Raw genomic sequence first — 16,948 nt, forward strand, 5'->3', positions numbered from 1 at the left:
GCTCACGGACGGGCGTTCTTGCGACCCAGATACAGCCCGGTCGCGGCGCCGACGGTCGCGAACCCGGCCAGCGTGAGGAACAGGGCCGGCTCCGAGAGATACTCGAGGATCACGCCGGCGACCGTGCCGCCGAGCGCGCCGACGCCGAAGACGCCGAGGTAGGTGTACCCGTACGAGAGTCCGCGGGTTCCGGCGGGCGTGTACTCCGCGACCGTCGCCTGATAGAGCGGCTGGACGACGAACAGGAACATGCCCATGAACACGCCGACGACCGCCAGCGGGCCGAGCCCCAGCGAGGCCGCCGGTAGGAACACGAGCGCGAGGACCGCGAGCCCGCTGAATCCCGCCGCGAGCCCGTATTCGACGGGGAAGCGGTCGGTGAGCTTGCCGCCGACGTACTGGCCGACGACCCCGACGAGCAACAGTCCCGAGTAGAAGTAATCGCCCGGCGCGAGCGTCTCGCCGCCCGACGCCTGAACGCCGAGGAGGGACCGAAGCGCCTCCGGGACCAGGGACGCGACCGGGATCGGATCGAAGCCCTCGATCCGGCCGAGCAGCTCCGGCAGGAAGGTGAGGAAGCCGCGGTAGAACAGCCCCGAGCACATCACGACGAGGAAGACGAGCGCGAAGCTTCCGGCGAAGAGCGTGCGGGACTCGGCGACGAACTCGCCGAGCGAGTCGACGCCGGCGTCGGCCTTCGAGTCCCCGCCGTCGCCGGCGGCCGAATCGGAATCGACCGCGGCCTGCGGGTCGATGTCCGCGCGGGAGGCGTAGAGGGCCGCGATCACGGCCGGGACGGCGAGCACGGCGGCCACGGTCCGCCACTCCAAGAAGAGCAGCGACGTGGCGGCCACGAGCGGTCCGACCCCGATCCCAACGTTCCCGGCGATCCCGTGGTAGGCGAACCCGGTTCCGCGGTCGGCGACGCCCTTCGAGATCAACGACAGTCCGGCCGGGTGATAGACGGACGCGGAGACGCCCCAGAGCACGAGCGCGAGGGTGATGGCCGTCACGCCCGGCGCGACCGCCAACAGCGCGAACGATCCGGCCATTCCGAGCAGACAGACGGTTATCAGTCGCCGAGAGCCGAGGCGATCGACGAGGATCCCGCCGGGGAGCGCCCCGAGACCGAACAGGCCGTACCCGGCGGTGACGACGACGCCGAGCGTGGCGGTCGTCACCTCGAGGGTGACGATTCCGAGATCGATGGTCGAGAACTCGAGCAGCCACAGCGCCACGAAGATGGGGATCGACAGCTCGTAGGTGTGGACCATCCCGTGTGCCACCATGACCAGCGCGGTGATGGCGCGATCGTTCGTGTTCACTACAGCCGTGTGTGACTCGCGGCGAGTTTAACGGTTCGATCGATCACGCCCCTCGGTGGTGGCCGACCATGCTCATCGGCAGTGATCGAACACGCGCTTCGGTGGTGATCGAGCGATTGTGTGGATGGCTGCCCGATCGAGCGCGTACTGGGAATCACGTTTCAACCGTACTGGAAATCGCGTTTCAACGTCGCTAACGCGTGTATTCGCGCCTTCGATCGTTCATAAGTTATGAGAAACCATCAGGAATGGATCGGAATAGTGATTCCATACCCATGGGAAACAATTATATACCCATGTCTCATACTATAGAGTATATTATGACTGGATACTACGACTACGTTCTCGGACTCATTCCGGCCGCGCTCATCGGCATCACCGCTGCGTTGACGATCGTCGGACTCCCCCTCGTCTCGGCCGTTCCCGTCGGCGCGACCGTCGCCATCGGCCTCATGGGCCACGCGATGTTCGTGAACGGTCCGGTCGCCGGAACTCCGTCGGTTCGCGCGGGCGGGTCGAACACGACCGGACCCGCCGTCACGTCCCAGCCCGGCCCGACGAACGCCGACTGAATCCGGTTCGGATCTCTTCGACCTTCCTTCCGCTTCTCCGCTCGTCGACTCCGATCTCGTTTCCCGTTCCCGACCTCGTTTTCCGTCTCCAACCTCGTTGTTCGTTCCCGACCTCGTTTCCCGCTCCGAGCCGATCACCGTTCCAGGAAGGCGCTCGACTGTACGAGCACGGATCTCGATGGAGAGGGGGCGGTCACTGCAGCCGATATCGAAGCAGCGCGGCGATCCCGCCAAGCGCCGCGAGCTGCTCGCCCGGCGCGAACTCCGAGGAGAGGACGACGACGTCGCCGCCCTGACGTTCCACCGATCGAACCACCTCGTTGACGTCGATCTCCCAGTCGCCCTCGCCCTGCCGCTCGCGGCGGAGCCGATCGTCGACGACGAGCAGCGTCTCGACCGCGCCGAACTCGGCCGCCTCCGCGACGTCCTCGGGCCCGTAGGTCGCCTTCGTCCCCTCCGCCATTCGTTCGGTCAGCTCGTCTATGAGCTCCGCCTCCCTCGAGATCCGCGTCTCCCGTTGGACCTCGTCGACGGCGCCGCGTTTCAACACCTCGTGAACGCCGCGATCGCCGGCGCTCGATGTGTCGACGACCGTGATCGACGGCTCCAGGTCGGGAAACTCCTCGGAGAGGTAGTCGTTGGCGTCCCGCTTCGTGAACCCCGGTCCCGCCAGAATGACCGCGTCCGCGTCCAGGTGTGAAAGCGCCTCGCCGAGCTCCGCGAACAGCTCCGTGCGCGGGCGGGCGTACTCGCCCTTGCCCGTCGGGCGCGTGAAGGAGGCGTACTCCTCGGTGCCGTACTGCTGGACCGTGTGGACGTACGCCTCGCCCTCCTCGACGGTCGCGATGGCCACGTCGGGGTTCTCCGCGGCCTCGGTCGCCTCCTGAATGCGTTCGAGCTGGTCGGGTTTGAACCGCTTTTCGATCGTCACCTCGTCGTGCTCCTCGACGTTCAGCGTGTGGTGTTGGCCGAGCTGGTCCTCGCGGGAGCACTCGGCGATCACCCCGCCCACGCGGAGCCGGTTCGCGAAGCGCGCGAACTCCACCGTCTCCACCTCGATGGTCACGAACAGGTGTTCGCGCTGCCCGCCGGTGTCCCGCATCTCGTCGTCGTCGCGCTGGATGCGTCGGGTCGTGTCGCCCTCGATCCGGTCACCGGGCTCGAGGACGTGCGAGAGGTGCCAGAGGTCGTCGACGTTCTCCGGAACGAGGCCGATCCGCTCGCGGCCCTCCTCGCCCGGAGACCGATCGGTGATGCGCATACCCGGCGTTCGGTCCCGGTCGTATCAACGCTTGGCTTCTCTCGGCGTACGTGTGCGACGATCCGGCCGTGGCCGGTATCCGTGACCGCACTCCCGAGGTTTATGTGCGATTCCGCACAACCGTCGCCCATGTCCGAAGACGCCCCTTCCGTCGTCCCTCCCTCCGACGTCGTGTTCTCGTCCTGCCCCCTCGCCGTGGGGCCGCGAGAAGTACGGCTACCACGGGGAAGTCGAACACCACAGGGAGGGGAGATCGGCCGTGCCGGATGACGGGAAGATCTCCCGGGGGTTCTTCGAGACACACGTCGCCTCCCGGCTCGGGGCCGACCGCGAGGACGTCGCGCTCGGTCCGAAACACGGCTGCGACTTCGGCGTCATCGACGCCGGGGGCGGAAGCGCGACCGTCCTCGCCACGGACCCGATCTCGATCCTCCCCGATCTCGGCTTCGAGCGCGCCGGACGGTTCGCCCTCCACATCGTGCTCTCCGACGTCGCCGTCTCCGGGATCCCGCCGAGCCACCTCTCCGTGGCCTTCGCGCTTCCCTCCGAAATGGCGAACGAGGAGTTCGACCGCGTCTGGGGGGCGATCCACGGGGAGTGTCGACGCCTCGGGGTGGCGATCACGACCGGACACACCGCCCGCTATCCGGGGAGTGAATACCCCTGGGTCGGGGCGGCCACCGCGATCGGAGTCGGCGATCCGGACCGGATCGTCCGGCCGGACGGGACGCGCCCCGGCGATCGGATCGTCCTCACGAAGGGGCCGGCCGTCGAGGCCACCGGCCTCCTCGCCTCGCTTTTTCCCGACGCGATCGATCTTCCCGCCGAGACGGTCGCGACCGCCCAAGCGCGGCTGGATGAGGTCCGACTCGTCGGGGACGCCCTGGCGATCACGGAGCACGACGGCGTCCACGCGATGCACGACGCGACCGAGGGCGGGCTGCTCGGGGGGCTCCACGAGATGGCGGACTCGGCGGGCGTTCGCCTGCGGATCGACTCCGAGGCGGTGCCGTATCGCCCCGGCGTCGAGGCGACCTGTGAGGCCCTCGGGATGGATCCGTGGCGTGCGACGACGGCGGGGACGCTGCTCCTCGCGGTCGACCCGGACGACGTCGATGGCGTCCTCGACTCCCTCCACGAGCGGGGGACGCCCGCCGCCGAGGTCGGCGTGGCACGCACGGGGTCGGGCGTCGAGGTCGACGGCGAGGAGACCTCGCCGCCCGACGGGGACGCCTCCTGGCCGGTGTACGCCCGGCTGTCGGGACGGTGACCCCCGACAGTCAGCGATTCCCTCGCAGTCGTGCATCTCCCGGTCGGGGGTCGAGAGATCGCGTCCGCTCGCGGAACCCGAACCGGTTCGGTCGCCGCGGCGAGCGGATCGGGAGGATTTAACCGACGGCGACGACACCCTCCGACCATGGTGCGGGACCCGTCGTCGCGCGAGGAGGAGCCGGATCCACGGGACGTGTTGGCCGCGCTGAGCGACGACGCCGCAGCCGAGATCATCGCCGCGCTGGACGGGCCGAAGACCGCGAGCCAGATCTCCGAGGAGTGCGACATCCCGCTTTCGACCACCTATCGAAAGCTGGAACGGCTGACCGACGCCGACCTGCTGCGCGAGTCGACGGAGATACGCCGCGACGGACAGCACACGACCCGCTACAGCGTGGCGTTCGATTCGGTGACCGTCGAGCTCGACGAGGAGAACGAGCTCACCGTGGAGCTATCCCGACCGGAGCCCGCGAAGGACGAGCGGCTCGCCGCGCTCTGGTCGGAGGTCCGAGAGGAGACCTGAGAGACGAGGAACCACGACGAGACACACGAACGAGAGAGAAACGAACGAGAAACTGACGAAATCGAGGACACGACACATGGTAATGTATATCGACCTGCTCATCATCGTCGCGAAGACCGCCATCCTACTGCTCGGTGGCAGCATCACCTACTACGCCACGCGCGCGTACAGACGGACCGGCGACCGGTCCCTTCGCGCGCTCGCGATCGGCTTCGGGTTCGTGACGGTCGGCGCGCTGTTGGGCGGGATCCTCGATCAGGGGCTCAACTGGGACATCGCGATCGGGATCGCGATAAACAGCGTCCTCACGGCGTTCGGGTTCGGCGTGATCGTCTACTCGCTGTACATCGAGTGACACGACGGGCGGCTACGCCGGATCGGTCGGATCTCCACCGCGCGATTCCCGGTCGGTTTCGTCGACGTCGGGAGCGCCGGACGCCCGCGATGACGATCCCGACCGACAGGTGTAGACGTCCGAATCACGGGGCAGCATCACGTCGACCTCCGAGAGCGCCGGCAGCCGGGTCCCCTCGGTCAGGATCGGCTCGACGAGTTCGGCGACGACCGCCTCCGCGACGACCCTGGTGTAGGTGTCCCCCTCGATCGCCATCCCGTCGAGGGTGATCTGCCTGGTCCTCGCGCCGTCGAGGGCCGCAACGAGGAGGGCGGCGCGCTCGCCGGAATCGACCGGACGGAACGCTCCCTCCTCGATGCCGTCCTCGATGACGTCGGACACCGTCTCCCGAAACATCCGGTCGCTTCGGCGCAGCTGGGCGCGTATCCGGTCGTTGAACGGACCCTGGGATCGAAGCTCCAACAGGGCCACGTGGAAGTGCTCGCGGTCTGTCGCGTCGGGACCAAAGGTGAACCACGCGATGAACTCGGCGAGCCGCTCCGGCGCCGGCCGATCCGCGCCGCGTTCGACCTGCCACTCGAACGTCGAGATGAGTCGATCGAGGAAGGCGACGAGGAGGTCCTCCTTCGTGTCGTAGTGGTAGTGCAGCAGGGACTTGCTCTTCGAGCACGCCTCGGCGATGTCGCGCATCGTGAGGTCGGCGTAACCGTGTTCTCGAAGCGCACGGTGAACGCCGGCCATGATCTCGTCCGTGGTGCTCGAGTCGGTCGTCATCCACCTCGTCTCGGTCGAGCACGCGTATAGATGCGTTGGAACCGGCCATCGGTCGACGTTGCGGGACCGGAGTCGACCCGAACGACCCGACCCGAACACAACCAAACCGAATCGATCCGAACCGAATCGATCCGAACGCAACCGAACTCGAGGCGGCATCGACGCGACGGGAGAACCGTTAAGCCCCCCGCCCCCACAGACGACGGCATGACGGAGCTACTTGGTGACACGTCGCTCGCGTCGATCTCGCGATCGCTGCGGTACGACACGACCGACCTCGAGGCGCACTATCGGGACGCCCGCGAGCGCGCGGAGGCGGTCGACCCGAGGTTACGGGCGTTCGTCGACGAGGAGAACCGATGGGAACGGATCGATCGGGCCCTGGAGCGGGTTCGATCGCGGTTCCCGGACCCGGAGTCCCGCCCCCCGCTTTACGGCGTTCCCGTGGGCATCAAGGACGTCTTTCGGACGGCCGACCTGCCGACGCGTGCGGGATCCGACGTCCCGGCCGAGGCGCTTTCCGGGGCGGAGGCCGAGGCGGTCTCGCGGCTCACGGACGCCGGGGCCGTCGTCCTCGCCAAGACGGTGACCGCGGAGTTCGCCTGCTTCGAGTCCGGTCCGACGCGGAATCCCCACGATCCGGACCACACCCCCGGCGGATCGAGCAGCGGATCCGCCGCCGCCGTCGCGGCGGGTCTGTGTCCGCTGGCGCTCGGGACCCAGACGATCGGGTCGACGAACCGCCCGGCGGCCTTCTGTGGGATCGTCGGCGTCAAGCCCAGCCACGACCGGATCCCGATCGACGGGACGATCGCGGTCGCGCCGTCGATCGACCACGTCGGGTTCTTCACCCAGCACGTCGAGGGTGCCGAGCTGGCGGCGGGCGTCCTCTACGACGACTGGCGAGCGGGGGACGACCCGCCGGATCTGTCCCGGATCGGGGTCCTCGAGGGACCGTATCTCGAGCAGGCCGAGGACGTCGGGCGCGAGCACTTCGAAGCGCACGTCGAGCGTCTCGAGGCCGCCGGGTACACGACGGTCCGGATCGACCCGTTCGGCGAGGACATCGAGGAGATAAACGAGCGACACGAGGCGATCATGTCCGCGGAGATGGCGATCGGTCACGACGCCCGGTTCTCCGAGTACGGGGACCGATACGCGGACGCGACGGCGGAGTTCGTCCACGAGGGACGGGAGACGTCGGTCGAGACGCTCGCCAGAGCTCGAAGCGGCCGGTCGAAGCTTCGCGAGCGACTCCACGAGACGTTCGAGACCCACGACCTCGACGTTCTGGTGAGCCCGGCCGCGCCGGGCCCGGCGCCCGAGGGGCTCGAGTCGACCGGGGATCCGATCATGAACCTGCCGTGGACGCACTCGGGGCTCCCGAGCGTCACGGTTCCGGCATCGAGGACCGATGACGGGCTGCCGATGGCGCTGCAGTGCGTGTCGCGGTTCGGCCGCGACGAGTGGCTACTGTCCTGGTGTCGCTCCATCGAGGACGCGCTTCGGTGAGCTCCCGATCGATCGCCAGGACGGATCCACGTTCGTGGATCGCGAGATCGCGGTAGGGAACCGCGACGGCGACCGGGTGCGGGGACGATCGTGGCGGATCATCGTCGATGGCCTCCCCCCCGTGAACGCCTCTCAATCGGCGTGTGAACGGTCCTCAGTGGCGAACTCGTTCCGCTACCCTTTTAGGATCGGATCCGGAATGGAGTGTACAGTCTGGTGACGAGGCGACCCATGGACGGACTCACGTTGTGTGTTCCGTCGTCGGTCGTCCGAGAGGCCGAGGACCAACGCGAGGCGACTCGCAAACTCGGCTACGTGGCCCGCGCGGCCGCGGTCTTCTCGGCGACCCGGCTCGTCGTCTTCCCCGACGGGGAGGGCGAACGCCGATGGGGCGGCGAGTTCGTCGCCACCGTACTCCGGTACGCCGCGACCCCGCCCGATCTGCGATCGGGCATCTGGGACCGTCGCGACGAACTGGCGTACGTTGGCGTCCTTCCGCCGCTTCGCCTCCCGTCACGGACCGGCTCGACCCCCGACGGGGACGAGTCGAAAACACAGGGACTCGTGACCGAGGTCGGACCTGACGGCCGCGTTCGGGTCAATTCCCCGCCGTGGGAACACCCGATCTCGCTGCTCGTTCCATCCGGTATGGAACTCGAGCGGGGGGAGCGCGTCACCATCAGGATCTCTTCGAGAGAACCGGTCCGCGCCCGCATCACCGGGAAGCCGGAGGACGGCTTCCAGGTCGTGGGCGCGGACCTCCCGGAGGTGCTCGCCGACGGCGGGTACGCCATCGCGACGTCGCGACACGGGGAGCGGCTCTCCGTCTCGCGACTCGGCGAACTCGTCGGAACGGTGGCCGACGTCGACGATCCGATCGTCGCGTTCGGCTCGCCGGGCAGGGGACTTCCGGAGATGCTCGGGGTGGAACCCGAGGCAGTCCGGGCCGCGAAGGGCGGCCCCGTCGAACCCGATCCGGGGTTCGACCTCTGGGTGAACACGATCCCGAACCAGGGAAGCCAGGTGGTGCGAACGGAGGAGGCGATGTTCGCGTCCCTCGCGTCCCTCACACTCACGGAGTAAACACATGCCACAACCAAGCCGACCACGCAAAGGCTCGCTGGGCTTTGGACCGCGCAAACGCGCGTCGAGCGAGGTGCCCCGCATCCGCTCGTGGCCCGACGACGACGGAGCACCCGCGCTCCAGGGATTCGCCGGCTACAAGGCCGGAATGACCCACGTCGTCATGGTCAACGACGAAGCCAACTCGCCCCGTGAGGGAATGGAGGAGTCCGTTCCCGTCACGGTCGTCGAGACGCCGCCGATGTACGCGGTGGCCCTGCGCGCCTACGAGGACACGCCGTACGGCAAGAAGCCGGTGACCGAGGTCTGGGGCGGCGAGTTCCACGAGGAACTCGACCGCGCCCTCGACCTGCCGGCGGAGGACACCTTCGAGGAGGACGCGGAGGAGCTCGAGGAGCTCCTGGATGAGGACGTCGTCGACGACGTCCGCGTCATCACACACACCGCCCCCTCGGAGCTCGCGAACGTGCCGAAGAAGGAACCCGACGTCATGGAGACGCGAGTCGGCGGCGGCTCGCTCGAGGAGCGCGCGGAGTTCGCGCTCGAGCTCGTCGAGGAGGGCGGCGCCCACGAGTTCGGCGACGTCTTCCGCGCGGGCGAGTACACCGACGTCTCCGGCGTCACGAAGGGCAAGGGAACCCAGGGCCCCGTCAAGCGGTGGGGCGTTCAAAAGCGGAAGGGCAAACACGCCCGCCAGGGCTGGCGGCGCCGGATCGGGAACCTCGGTCCGTGGAACCCCTCCCGGGTCCGCTCGACGGTTCCCCAGCAGGGACAGACCGGCTACCACCAGCGCACGGAACTCAACAAGCGCCTCATCGACTTCGGCGAGGGCGACGACGCCTCCGTCGAGGGCGGCTTCGTCAACTACGGCGAGGTCGACGGCTCCTACGCGCTCATCAAGGGTTCGCTTCCGGGTCCGGACAAACGACTGCTCCGGTTCCGGCCGGCCATCCGACCGAACGACCAGCCGCGCCTCGACCCCGAGGTCCGGTACGTATCAACCGCATCCAACCAGGGATAACCCATGAAGGCAACAGTACGAGACCTGGACGGCGACGACGCGGGCGAGGTCGACCTCCCCGACGTCTTCGAGACCGCGTTCCGCCCGGACCTCATCCGGCGTGCGGTCTCCGTCGCACAGGCAAACAGAAAGCAGGCGTACGGTTCCGACGAGTTCGCCGGGCTTCGAACCCCGGCGGAGTCGCCCGGCTCCGGCCGCGGGATGGCACACATCCCACAGGAGAACGGTCAGGCGCGCCGCGTCCCGAACGTCGTTTCGGGGCGGCGCGCCCACCCGCCGAAGACGGAGAAGGACCGCTCGAAGAAGCTCAACGACAAGGAGCGACGTCTCGCCGTCCGCTCGGCCATCGCGGCCACGACGGACGCGGAGATCGTCGCCGAGCGCGGGCACGCCTTCGACGAGGACGTCGAGCTTCCGCTCGTCGTCTCCGACGAGTTCGAGGACCTCCAGAAGACCCAGGAGGCGCTCGCGTTCCTCGAGACGGTCGGGCTCGACGCCGACATCGAGCGCGCCGAGGACGGCCGATCCATCCGAGCCGGCCGCGGGAAGACCCGCGGTCGAAAGTACCGACAGCCGAAGTCGGTGCTCGTCGTGACGAGCGAGGAGCCGTCGCGGGCCGCCCGCAACCTCGCGGGCGTCGACGTCGCGACGGCCGACCAGCTCGACGCCGAGGACCTCGCTCCCGGCGCACACCCCGGACGGCTCACCGTCTGGACCGAGAGCGCGATCGAGGGGGTGGCCGACCGATGAGCTCGATCATCGAACACCCGCTCGTGACGGAGAAGGCGATGGACGAGATGGACTTCGACAACAAGCTCCAGTTCCTCGTCCACATTGACGCCACGAAAGGCGACGTTCGCGACGCCATCGAGACGCGCTACGGCGTCGACATCGAGAACGTGAACACGCAGGTGACGCCGAAGGGGAAAAAGAAGGCCACGGTCACGCTCTCGCCGGACGACGACGCGACCGAGGTCGCCTCCCGAATCGGGGTGTTCTGAACATGGGACGACGAATTCAAGGACAGCGGCGTGGACGCGGCGGCTCGACGTTCCGAGCCCCGTCCCACCGCTACAAGGCGGAGCTATCGCACAAACAGAACGAGGGCGACGATACGATCGCCGGCGAGGTCGTCGGCATCGAACACGACCCGGCCCGCTCGGCTCCGCTCGCGGAGATCGAGTTCGAGGACGGCGATCGTCGACTCGTGCTCGCGCCCGAGGGCGTCTCGACCGGCGAGACGATCCAGGTCGGCGTGAGCGCCGAGATCAAGCCCGGAAACACGCTGCCCCTGGCGGAGATCCCCGAGGGCGTTCCGGTGTGTAACGTCGAGAGCCAGCCGGGCGACGGCGGCAAGTTCGCCCGCGCCTCCGGCGTCTCGGCGACGCTTTTGACCCACGACCGCGACGTCGCGGTCGTCCAGCTTCCGAGCGGCGAGGTCAAACGGCTCAACCCGCAGTCGCGCGCGACGATCGGCGTCGTCGCCGGCGGCGGCCGAACCGAGAAGCCGTTCGTGAAGGCCGGCAACAAACATCACAAGATGAAGGCGCGGGGCACGAAGTACCCGCGCGTCCGTGGCGTGGCCATGAACGCCGTCGACCACCCGTTCGGCGGCGGCGGTCGCCAGCACCCCGGACAGCCGAAGTCCGTCTCGCGTGACGCCCCGCCGGGACGGAAGGTCGGCGACATCGCATCGAAGCGGACCGGACGAGGAGGAGACACATGAGCTCGGAATACCGCATCGGCCGCGAGGGCGAGGAGTTCGCCTACCGCGGTCACACGCTCGAGGAGCTGCAGGAACTCGACGTCGACGAGGTCGCGGAACTGCTTCCCGCACGCCAGCGGCGAACCATCGAACGAGGGCTGGGCGCCGAACGGCGCAAGCTGCTCGAGACGGCTCGCGAACGAACCGAGGAGGGGACGGCCAACGACCCGATCCGAACGCACCTTCGCGACATGCCGATCCTGCCGGAGTTCGTCGGGTTGACCTTCGAGGTCTACACCGGACAGAGCTTCGAGCGCGTCCGGGTCGAACCCGAGATGATCGGCCACTACCTCGGCGAGTTCCAGCTCACGCGAACGTCCGTCGAACACGGGCAGGCCGGCATCGGCGCGACCCGGTCCTCGAAGTTCGTGCCGCTCAAGTAACCCATGGGAATCAACTACAGCGTCGAGGCCGATCCGGAGACGACCGCCAAGGGGATGCTCCGCGAGCGGCCGATCAGCCTGAAGCACAGCAAGGCGATCTCGCGAGAGATCAAAGGAAAGACCGTCGCGGAGGCGCGGACGTACCTCCAGGCGGTCATCGACGAGGAGCGCTCGGTTCCGTTCCGCCAGCACAACACCGGCGTCGGTCACCGATCGGACATCGACGGCTGGGACGCGGGACGGTACCCCGAGAAGGCCTCGAAGGACTTCCTCAAGCTCATCGAGAACGTCGAGAACAACGCGACCGAACAGGGCTTCGACGGCGACGAGATGGAGATCAAACACGTCGCCGCCCACAAGGTCGGCGAACGCCCGGGACGACAGCCCCGCGCGTTCGGCCGCGCCTCGCCGTGGAACACGACCCTCTGTGACGTCGAGCTCATCATCGAGGAGACGGAGGACGACGAATAATGGCAGACGAACACCAATTCATCGAGAACGGCCTACAGCGGGCCCAGATCGACGAGTTCTTCGCTGACGAGCTCGGTCGTGCGGGCTACGGCGGCATGGACATCGCCAAGACGCCGATGGGCACCCAGATCGTGTTGAAGGCCGAAAAGCCCGGCATGGTCATCGGGAAGGGCGGAAAGAACATCCGGAAGATCACCTCGACGCTCGAGGAACGCTTCGACATGGACGACCCGCAGATCGACGTCCAGGAGGTCGACGAGCCGGACCTCAACGCCCGGATCGTCGCCGACCGCCTCGCGAACGCGCTCGAGCGCGGCTGGTACTTCCGGAAGGCGGGACACACCACGATCGACCGGATCATGGAGTCCGGCGCGCTCGGCGCCGAGATCGTCCTCTCCGGGAAGGTCACGGGCGCCCGTTCGCGCGTCGAGAAGTTCAACCGCGGCTACATCAAGCACAACGGCGAGCCCGCGGAGAACGTCGTCGACGAGGGACAGGGCGTCGCCGTGATGAAGCTCGGAACGATCGGCGTGACGGTCAAGATCATCCCGCCGGGAGCGGAGCTTCCCGACGACTTCGAGCTCCGCGAGGACGCCGAGGTTCCCGAGGTCGAACAGGCGTCCGCCGAGGAGGGCGTCGAGTCGCTCCTCGAGGAGGAGCCCGAGGAGGTCCCCGACGTCGGCGCCGACGAGGACGTCGAGGTGCCCACGGGCGGTCCCGACGAGGAGATCGACGAGGAGATCGTCGAGGAGGTCATCGAGGAGAGCCAGGAGACGGCTTCCGAGGCGACCGACACCTCCCCCGAGGAGCCCGTCGAGACGGGCACGCCGGAGGGCGAGGACGCAGAGGATCTCGACGAGCTCGAGGCGGACGTCGAGGCCGAGGCCGAGGAACTCGTCGAGGAGATGGAGTCCGCGGCCGACGAGGAGACCGAATCCACGGCTGAGGAGGACACCGAATCCGAGACCACCGACGAGGCTGACGCGGCCGACGAGGAGGAGGACGAATAATGGCGATCCTCCACCCCGACGAGATCCGCGACATGACCCCGGCGGAACGCGAGGTCGAACTCGAGGAACTCGAGACCGAGCTGCTCAACGTGAAGGCCCAACAGGCCGCGGGCGGCATGCCCGAGAGTCCCGGTCGGATGGGCGAGCTGAAACGCACCATCGCGCGGATCAAGACGATCCAGACCGAGGAAGGCGACCTCGAGGACGAATAGCGGCCACGAACCACGATCCGTGATCACCCCCGAAACGCTCACGCGACACGAACTCATCGGCCTCCCGGTACGGGTGGCCGCCGCCAGCAACGGCGACCTCGTCGACGTCGCTGGCCGTGTCGTCGCGGAGAGCCAGCGGACGATCGTCGTCCGCACGGCGACGGGGGACAAACGCGTCCCCAAGCGGGGGACGACCTTCGAGTTCGCGATCGTCGAGGCGCCGAGCGTCGCCGCGACCGCGAACGCACGCACAGATGAAGCCGCCGGCGACCGGAAGGTCCCGGGGTCCGCGTCCGAACTCGGACGGGATACTGCGGGGGTCCGCCCCCGTCAGTCTCGCCCGTTCCCGTCTTCGGTCTCGGAGGACGACTCCGAGACCGGAGACGGGACGAGCCGCTCCCTAGGCGAGTGCGAGGACGCGGTCTACGTTACGGTGGATGGCACACGACTGCTCTCACGACCCGCCGAACGCACCGAGGAAGGTGTCTCAGTATGGCGATAGGAATTGACGTACCCATGCCTCCGGAACCAGACGAACCGGAGGAGTACGACTACGAGAAGTGTCCGTTCTACGGACAGCTCTCCGTCCGCGGCCAGACCCGAGAGGGAACGGTCGTGTCGACGGATATGGAAAAGACCGTCATCGTCGAGCGGGAATACGACGTCTTCGTGCCGAAATACGATCGGTACATGAAGCGTCGATCGCGCATCCCGGCACACGTGCCGGGCGTGCTCGATTCCCTCGAGGTCGGTGACGAAGTGACGATCGCGGAGACGCGACCGCTCTCGAAGACGAAATCCCACGTCGTCGTCGAAGTGCTGGACGGTGATGCCTGATGGAGGCGTTGAAGGCCGACGTCACGCAGGGCCTCGAGAAGGGCTCGCTCATCACGTGCGCCGACAACACCGGCGCCCGCGAGCTCAAGGTCATCAGCGTGCACGGCTACTCCGGCACGAAGAACCGCCACCCCAAGGCGGGCATCGGCGACAAGGTGACCGTCTCGGTCACCAAGGGGACCCCGGAAATGCGACGCCAGGTGCTGGAGGCGGTAATCGTCCGCCAGCGCAAGGCGATCCGGCGTCCCGACGGCCGCCGCGTCCGGTTCGAGGACAACGCCGCCGTCGTCATCGACGACCTCGAGGAGCCGCGGGGCACGGAGATCAAAGGCCCCGTCGCCCGCGAGGTCGCCGAACGCTTCGGGAGCATCGCGTCCACCGCGACGATGATCGTCTAACCATGACGCGACAGCCACGCAAACAGCGAAAACGAACGGAGACCGCGCCGCTGCACGAGCGCCAAAAGCAGGTTCGTGCAACGCTCGCAGACGAGCTCCGCGAGGAGTACGACCAGCGAAACGTCCGCGTCAACGCGGGCGATACGGTGGAGATCCTCCGCGGGGACCACGCCGGCGAGGAGGGCGAGGTCGTCGAGGTGTCGCTTCGCGACACGACCATCACGGTCGAGGACGTCACGGTCGAGAAGGCGGACGGCGAGGAGGTTCCCCGTCCGCTGCCGGCCAGCAACGTCCGCGTCACGGAGCTCGACCTCGAGGACGACCGCCGCGAGGCGCGGCTACTGGAGGATAACGAATGACGAACCACCAGAAACGACTGGCAGTACCGAACTCCTGGCCGGTCGAGCGCAAGACGGACACGTTCACCGTCAAGGCGGACGCCGGCCCGCACGGGCGATCCGGGGTTCCGCTCTTGATCCTGCTTCGGGACGTCCTCGAGTACGTGGACACCCGCAAGGAGGCGCGCTACGCGCTCAACCAGGACTCCGTGTTGGTGAACGGCGACGCCATCTCCGACGAGGAGCGGCCGATCGGGATGTTCGACATCCTGGCGTTCACCGAGCGGGAGGAGTATTACCGCGTCTTCCCCGACGAGGGGGGACGGCTCGCGTTGACCCCGATCGACGCGGAGTCGGCGGGGAGCCGCCTCGGACGGATCACGGAGAAGACGACCGTCCCCGGCGGGGACTTGCAGCTCACGCTCCACGACGGAACGAACGTGCTCGTCGATCCGGAGGAGGCCGACCAGTATCACACGAAGGACTCCATCGTCATCGACAACGACTCGAAGGAGATCGTCGCCCACTTCGTCTACGAGGAGGGCGCGCTCGTGACCGCCGTCGCCGGCCAGCACGCCGGCCGGATCGGCACGGTCGAGTCGATCGACGTGACCCTCGGGTCCGGCGACAACGCCGTGACCGTCGAGACCGACGACGACGCCTACGAGACGGTCGAGGAGTACGTCGTCGTGATCGACGAGAACTTCACCGGAGGTGACGACGAATGAGCGTCGAACACGAGATGCGGCAGCCGCAGATCGAGAAGGTCGTCGTCCACATGGGCGTGGGCGAGGGCGGCGAACCGCTGGCGGACGCCGAGGAGATCATCGAGGCGGTCACCGACCAGCAGTCCGTTCGAACGACGGCGAAGCGAACGATCGCCGAGTTCGACGTCCGCGAGGGCGACCCGATCGGCACGAAGGTCACCCTGCGAAACGACGACGCCGAGGAGTTCCTCGCGACCGCGCTGGAGCTCGTCGACGTCTCGGCCTCGCAGTTCGACGACCGCGGGAACCTGAGCTTCGGGATCGACGACCACACCGACTTCCCGAGCCAGGAGTACAACCCGAACGTCGGGATCTACGGACTCGACGTGACGGTCTCCATCGTCCGGCCGGGCTACCGCGTCTCGAAGCGCGATACGGTTACCCGGTCGATCCCGGAATCACATCGGATGACCGCCGAGGACGCGCAGGCGTTCCTCGAGGAGAACTTCGATCTGGAGGTCGCCGAATGAGCGAGAGCGAGACCGAAGCGGAAAGCGACGCAGGAACCGAGAGCGAACCAACGGGCGAACACGCCACGAGCCGGACGGACCAGCAGGTCGAGTGCCGGCGCTGCGGACGCAAGCAGGGACTCGTCGGGAAATACGAGATCAACCTCTGTCGGCAGTGTTTCCGCGAGGTCGCCCGAGACATGGGATTCAGGAAGTACAGCTAACGATGGCAGGCAACGACCCACTCTCCGACGCCATGGCGGGACTCGATAACGCCGAGAGCGTCGGTCATCTGTCGTTTACGGTAGAGCCCGCCTCGAACGTGATCGGCTCCGTGCTCGAGGTCCTCTACGACCGCGGGTACGTCGGCGGCTTCGAGTTCGTCGACGACGGAAAGGCCGGACGATTCGAGGTCGAACTGAAAGGCGCGATCAACGAATGTGGCGTCATCAAGCCCCGCTATTCGGCGGGCGCGGACGAGTTCGAGCGATGGGAGAAGCGGTTCCTCCCGGCCCGCGACTACGGGACGCTCATCGTCACGACGAGCCACGGCGTCATGAGCCACTACGAGGCCCGCGAACAGGGCATCGGCGGCCAAGTGATCGCATACGTCTACTAAC

25 protein-coding genes are annotated in these 16,948 nt (G+C 67.6%); 22 read left to right on the plus strand and 3 right to left on the minus strand.

Going from position 1 to position 16,948, the window contains the following annotated elements; genetic code table 11:
• Nucleotides 1–2: 2 nt before the first annotated feature.
• Nucleotides 3–1,325 (minus strand): MFS transporter, encoded by a 1,323-nt coding sequence (locus ACFQE9_RS04670; RefSeq protein WP_379741033.1) that lies wholly within the window; start codon nucleotides 1,323–1,325, stop codon nucleotides 3–5.
• Nucleotides 1,326–1,645: 320 nt separating this feature from the next.
• Between ACFQE9_RS04670 and ACFQE9_RS04675 the strand changes: the two genes are divergently transcribed.
• The gene (locus ACFQE9_RS04675) at nucleotides 1,646–1,897 is read left to right on the plus strand and encodes a DUF8015 family protein (RefSeq protein WP_379741036.1); all 252 of its coding nucleotides are present in this window, start codon (nucleotides 1,646–1,648) and stop codon (nucleotides 1,895–1,897) included.
• 193 nt (nucleotides 1,898–2,090) lie between these two features.
• Here ACFQE9_RS04675 and ACFQE9_RS04680 read toward each other — a convergent pair whose 3' ends face one another.
• Nucleotides 2,091–3,158, minus strand: a complete 1,068-nt coding sequence (locus tag ACFQE9_RS04680; RefSeq protein WP_379741039.1) for an mRNA surveillance protein pelota — start codon at nucleotides 3,156–3,158, stop codon at nucleotides 2,091–2,093.
• A gap of 259 nt (nucleotides 3,159–3,417) precedes the next feature.
• Between ACFQE9_RS04680 and ACFQE9_RS04685 the strand changes: the two genes are divergently transcribed.
• The 3 genes from ACFQE9_RS04685 to ACFQE9_RS04695 all read left to right on the plus strand — a co-directional run bounded on the left by ACFQE9_RS04685 (nucleotide 3,418) and on the right by ACFQE9_RS04695 (nucleotide 5,308).
• Nucleotides 3,418–4,428 (plus strand): AIR synthase family protein, encoded by a 1,011-nt coding sequence (locus ACFQE9_RS04685; protein ID WP_379741042.1) that lies wholly within the window; start codon nucleotides 3,418–3,420, stop codon nucleotides 4,426–4,428.
• A gap of 147 nt (nucleotides 4,429–4,575) precedes the next feature.
• A complete protein-coding gene (locus ACFQE9_RS04690; protein ID WP_379741045.1) occupies nucleotides 4,576–4,953 on the plus strand; it encodes a helix-turn-helix domain-containing protein in 378 nt (125 codons plus the stop codon).
• A gap of 76 nt (nucleotides 4,954–5,029) precedes the next feature.
• A complete protein-coding gene (locus tag ACFQE9_RS04695) occupies nucleotides 5,030–5,308 on the plus strand; it encodes a DUF7521 family protein (RefSeq protein ID WP_379741048.1) in 279 nt (92 codons plus the stop codon).
• 12 nt (nucleotides 5,309–5,320) lie between these two features.
• Here ACFQE9_RS04695 and ACFQE9_RS04700 read toward each other — a convergent pair whose 3' ends face one another.
• Nucleotides 5,321–6,082: a TetR/AcrR family transcriptional regulator gene (locus tag ACFQE9_RS04700; RefSeq protein WP_379741051.1), complete on the minus strand. Its 762-nt coding sequence runs from the start codon at nucleotides 6,080–6,082 to the stop codon at nucleotides 5,321–5,323.
• Nucleotides 6,083–6,289: 207 nt separating this feature from the next.
• Here ACFQE9_RS04700 and ACFQE9_RS04705 point away from each other — a divergent pair, with 207 nt between their 5' ends.
• The 18 genes from ACFQE9_RS04705 to ACFQE9_RS04790 all read left to right on the plus strand — a co-directional run bounded on the left by ACFQE9_RS04705 (nucleotide 6,290) and on the right by ACFQE9_RS04790 (nucleotide 16,947).
• Nucleotides 6,290–7,594 carry an amidase gene (locus ACFQE9_RS04705; RefSeq protein ID WP_379741054.1) on the plus strand — a complete coding sequence of 435 codons (1,305 nt, stop codon included), beginning with the start codon at nucleotides 6,290–6,292 and terminating at the stop codon, nucleotides 7,592–7,594.
• A gap of 231 nt (nucleotides 7,595–7,825) precedes the next feature.
• Complete coding sequence (locus ACFQE9_RS04710) at nucleotides 7,826–8,677, plus strand: putative RNA uridine N3 methyltransferase (RefSeq protein WP_379741057.1); 852 nt, start codon at nucleotides 7,826–7,828, stop codon at nucleotides 8,675–8,677.
• A gap of 4 nt (nucleotides 8,678–8,681) precedes the next feature.
• Entirely contained in the window at nucleotides 8,682–9,698 is a 1,017-nt protein-coding gene (locus ACFQE9_RS04715) for a 50S ribosomal protein L3 (RefSeq protein WP_379741060.1), read from the plus strand.
• 3 nt (nucleotides 9,699–9,701) lie between these two features.
• Nucleotides 9,702–10,448 (plus strand): 50S ribosomal protein L4, encoded by a 747-nt coding sequence (gene rpl4p, locus ACFQE9_RS04720; protein WP_379741063.1) that lies wholly within the window; start codon nucleotides 9,702–9,704, stop codon nucleotides 10,446–10,448.
• Nucleotides 10,445–10,699 (plus strand): 50S ribosomal protein L23, encoded by a 255-nt coding sequence (locus ACFQE9_RS04725; RefSeq protein WP_379741066.1) that lies wholly within the window; start codon nucleotides 10,445–10,447, stop codon nucleotides 10,697–10,699. The genes rpl4p and ACFQE9_RS04725 overlap by 4 nt, the downstream gene beginning before the upstream one ends.
• Nucleotides 10,700–10,701: 2 nt before the next feature.
• Nucleotides 10,702–11,424 carry a 50S ribosomal protein L2 gene (locus ACFQE9_RS04730; protein WP_379741069.1) on the plus strand — a complete coding sequence of 241 codons (723 nt, stop codon included), beginning with the start codon at nucleotides 10,702–10,704 and terminating at the stop codon, nucleotides 11,422–11,424.
• On the plus strand, nucleotides 11,421–11,846 hold the full coding sequence (locus ACFQE9_RS04735; protein ID WP_379741072.1) for a 30S ribosomal protein S19: 426 nt from the start codon (nucleotides 11,421–11,423) through the stop codon (nucleotides 11,844–11,846). The genes ACFQE9_RS04730 and ACFQE9_RS04735 overlap by 4 nt, the downstream gene beginning before the upstream one ends.
• A 3-nt stretch (nucleotides 11,847–11,849) precedes the next feature.
• On the plus strand, nucleotides 11,850–12,317 hold the full coding sequence (locus ACFQE9_RS04740) for a 50S ribosomal protein L22 (RefSeq protein ID WP_379741074.1): 468 nt from the start codon (nucleotides 11,850–11,852) through the stop codon (nucleotides 12,315–12,317).
• Entirely contained in the window at nucleotides 12,317–13,327 is a 1,011-nt protein-coding gene (locus ACFQE9_RS04745) for a 30S ribosomal protein S3 (RefSeq protein WP_379741077.1), read from the plus strand. The genes ACFQE9_RS04740 and ACFQE9_RS04745 overlap by 1 nt, the downstream gene beginning before the upstream one ends.
• Nucleotides 13,327–13,539, plus strand: a complete 213-nt coding sequence (gene rpmC, locus ACFQE9_RS04750; RefSeq protein ID WP_379741080.1) for a 50S ribosomal protein L29 — start codon at nucleotides 13,327–13,329, stop codon at nucleotides 13,537–13,539. The genes ACFQE9_RS04745 and rpmC overlap by 1 nt, the downstream gene beginning before the upstream one ends.
• 19 nt (nucleotides 13,540–13,558) lie before the next feature.
• Complete coding sequence (locus ACFQE9_RS04755) at nucleotides 13,559–14,041, plus strand: ribonuclease P protein component 1 (RefSeq protein ID WP_379741083.1); 483 nt, start codon at nucleotides 13,559–13,561, stop codon at nucleotides 14,039–14,041.
• Entirely contained in the window at nucleotides 14,032–14,376 is a 345-nt protein-coding gene (locus tag ACFQE9_RS04760) for a 30S ribosomal protein S17 (protein WP_379741085.1), read from the plus strand. Before ACFQE9_RS04755 ends, ACFQE9_RS04760 begins: the two co-directional genes overlap by 10 nt.
• Nucleotides 14,376–14,774, plus strand: coding sequence for a 50S ribosomal protein L14 (locus tag ACFQE9_RS04765; protein WP_379741088.1), 399 nt, complete (start codon nucleotides 14,376–14,378; stop codon nucleotides 14,772–14,774). Before ACFQE9_RS04760 ends, ACFQE9_RS04765 begins: the two co-directional genes overlap by 1 nt.
• A 2-nt stretch (nucleotides 14,775–14,776) precedes the next feature.
• Entirely contained in the window at nucleotides 14,777–15,133 is a 357-nt protein-coding gene (gene rplX, locus ACFQE9_RS04770; protein WP_379741091.1) for a 50S ribosomal protein L24, read from the plus strand.
• Nucleotides 15,130–15,840 carry a 30S ribosomal protein S4e gene (locus tag ACFQE9_RS04775; RefSeq protein ID WP_379741094.1) on the plus strand — a complete coding sequence of 237 codons (711 nt, stop codon included), beginning with the start codon at nucleotides 15,130–15,132 and terminating at the stop codon, nucleotides 15,838–15,840. Before rplX ends, ACFQE9_RS04775 begins: the two co-directional genes overlap by 4 nt.
• On the plus strand, nucleotides 15,837–16,349 hold the full coding sequence (locus ACFQE9_RS04780; RefSeq protein WP_379741096.1) for a 50S ribosomal protein L5: 513 nt from the start codon (nucleotides 15,837–15,839) through the stop codon (nucleotides 16,347–16,349). The genes ACFQE9_RS04775 and ACFQE9_RS04780 overlap by 4 nt, the downstream gene beginning before the upstream one ends.
• Nucleotides 16,346–16,552, plus strand: a complete 207-nt coding sequence (locus tag ACFQE9_RS04785) for a 30S ribosomal protein S14 (protein WP_379741099.1) — start codon at nucleotides 16,346–16,348, stop codon at nucleotides 16,550–16,552. The genes ACFQE9_RS04780 and ACFQE9_RS04785 overlap by 4 nt, the downstream gene beginning before the upstream one ends.
• Nucleotides 16,553–16,554: 2 nt before the next feature.
• Nucleotides 16,555–16,947, plus strand: a complete 393-nt coding sequence (locus ACFQE9_RS04790; protein WP_379741102.1) for a 30S ribosomal protein S8 — start codon at nucleotides 16,555–16,557, stop codon at nucleotides 16,945–16,947.
• The last annotated feature ends 1 nt before the right edge of the window (nucleotide 16,948 follow it).

It is taken from the genome of Halopenitus salinus (assembly GCF_042662125.1).
In the GTDB taxonomy this organism is placed as follows: domain Archaea; phylum Halobacteriota; class Halobacteria; order Halobacteriales; family Haloferacaceae; genus Halopenitus; species Halopenitus salinus.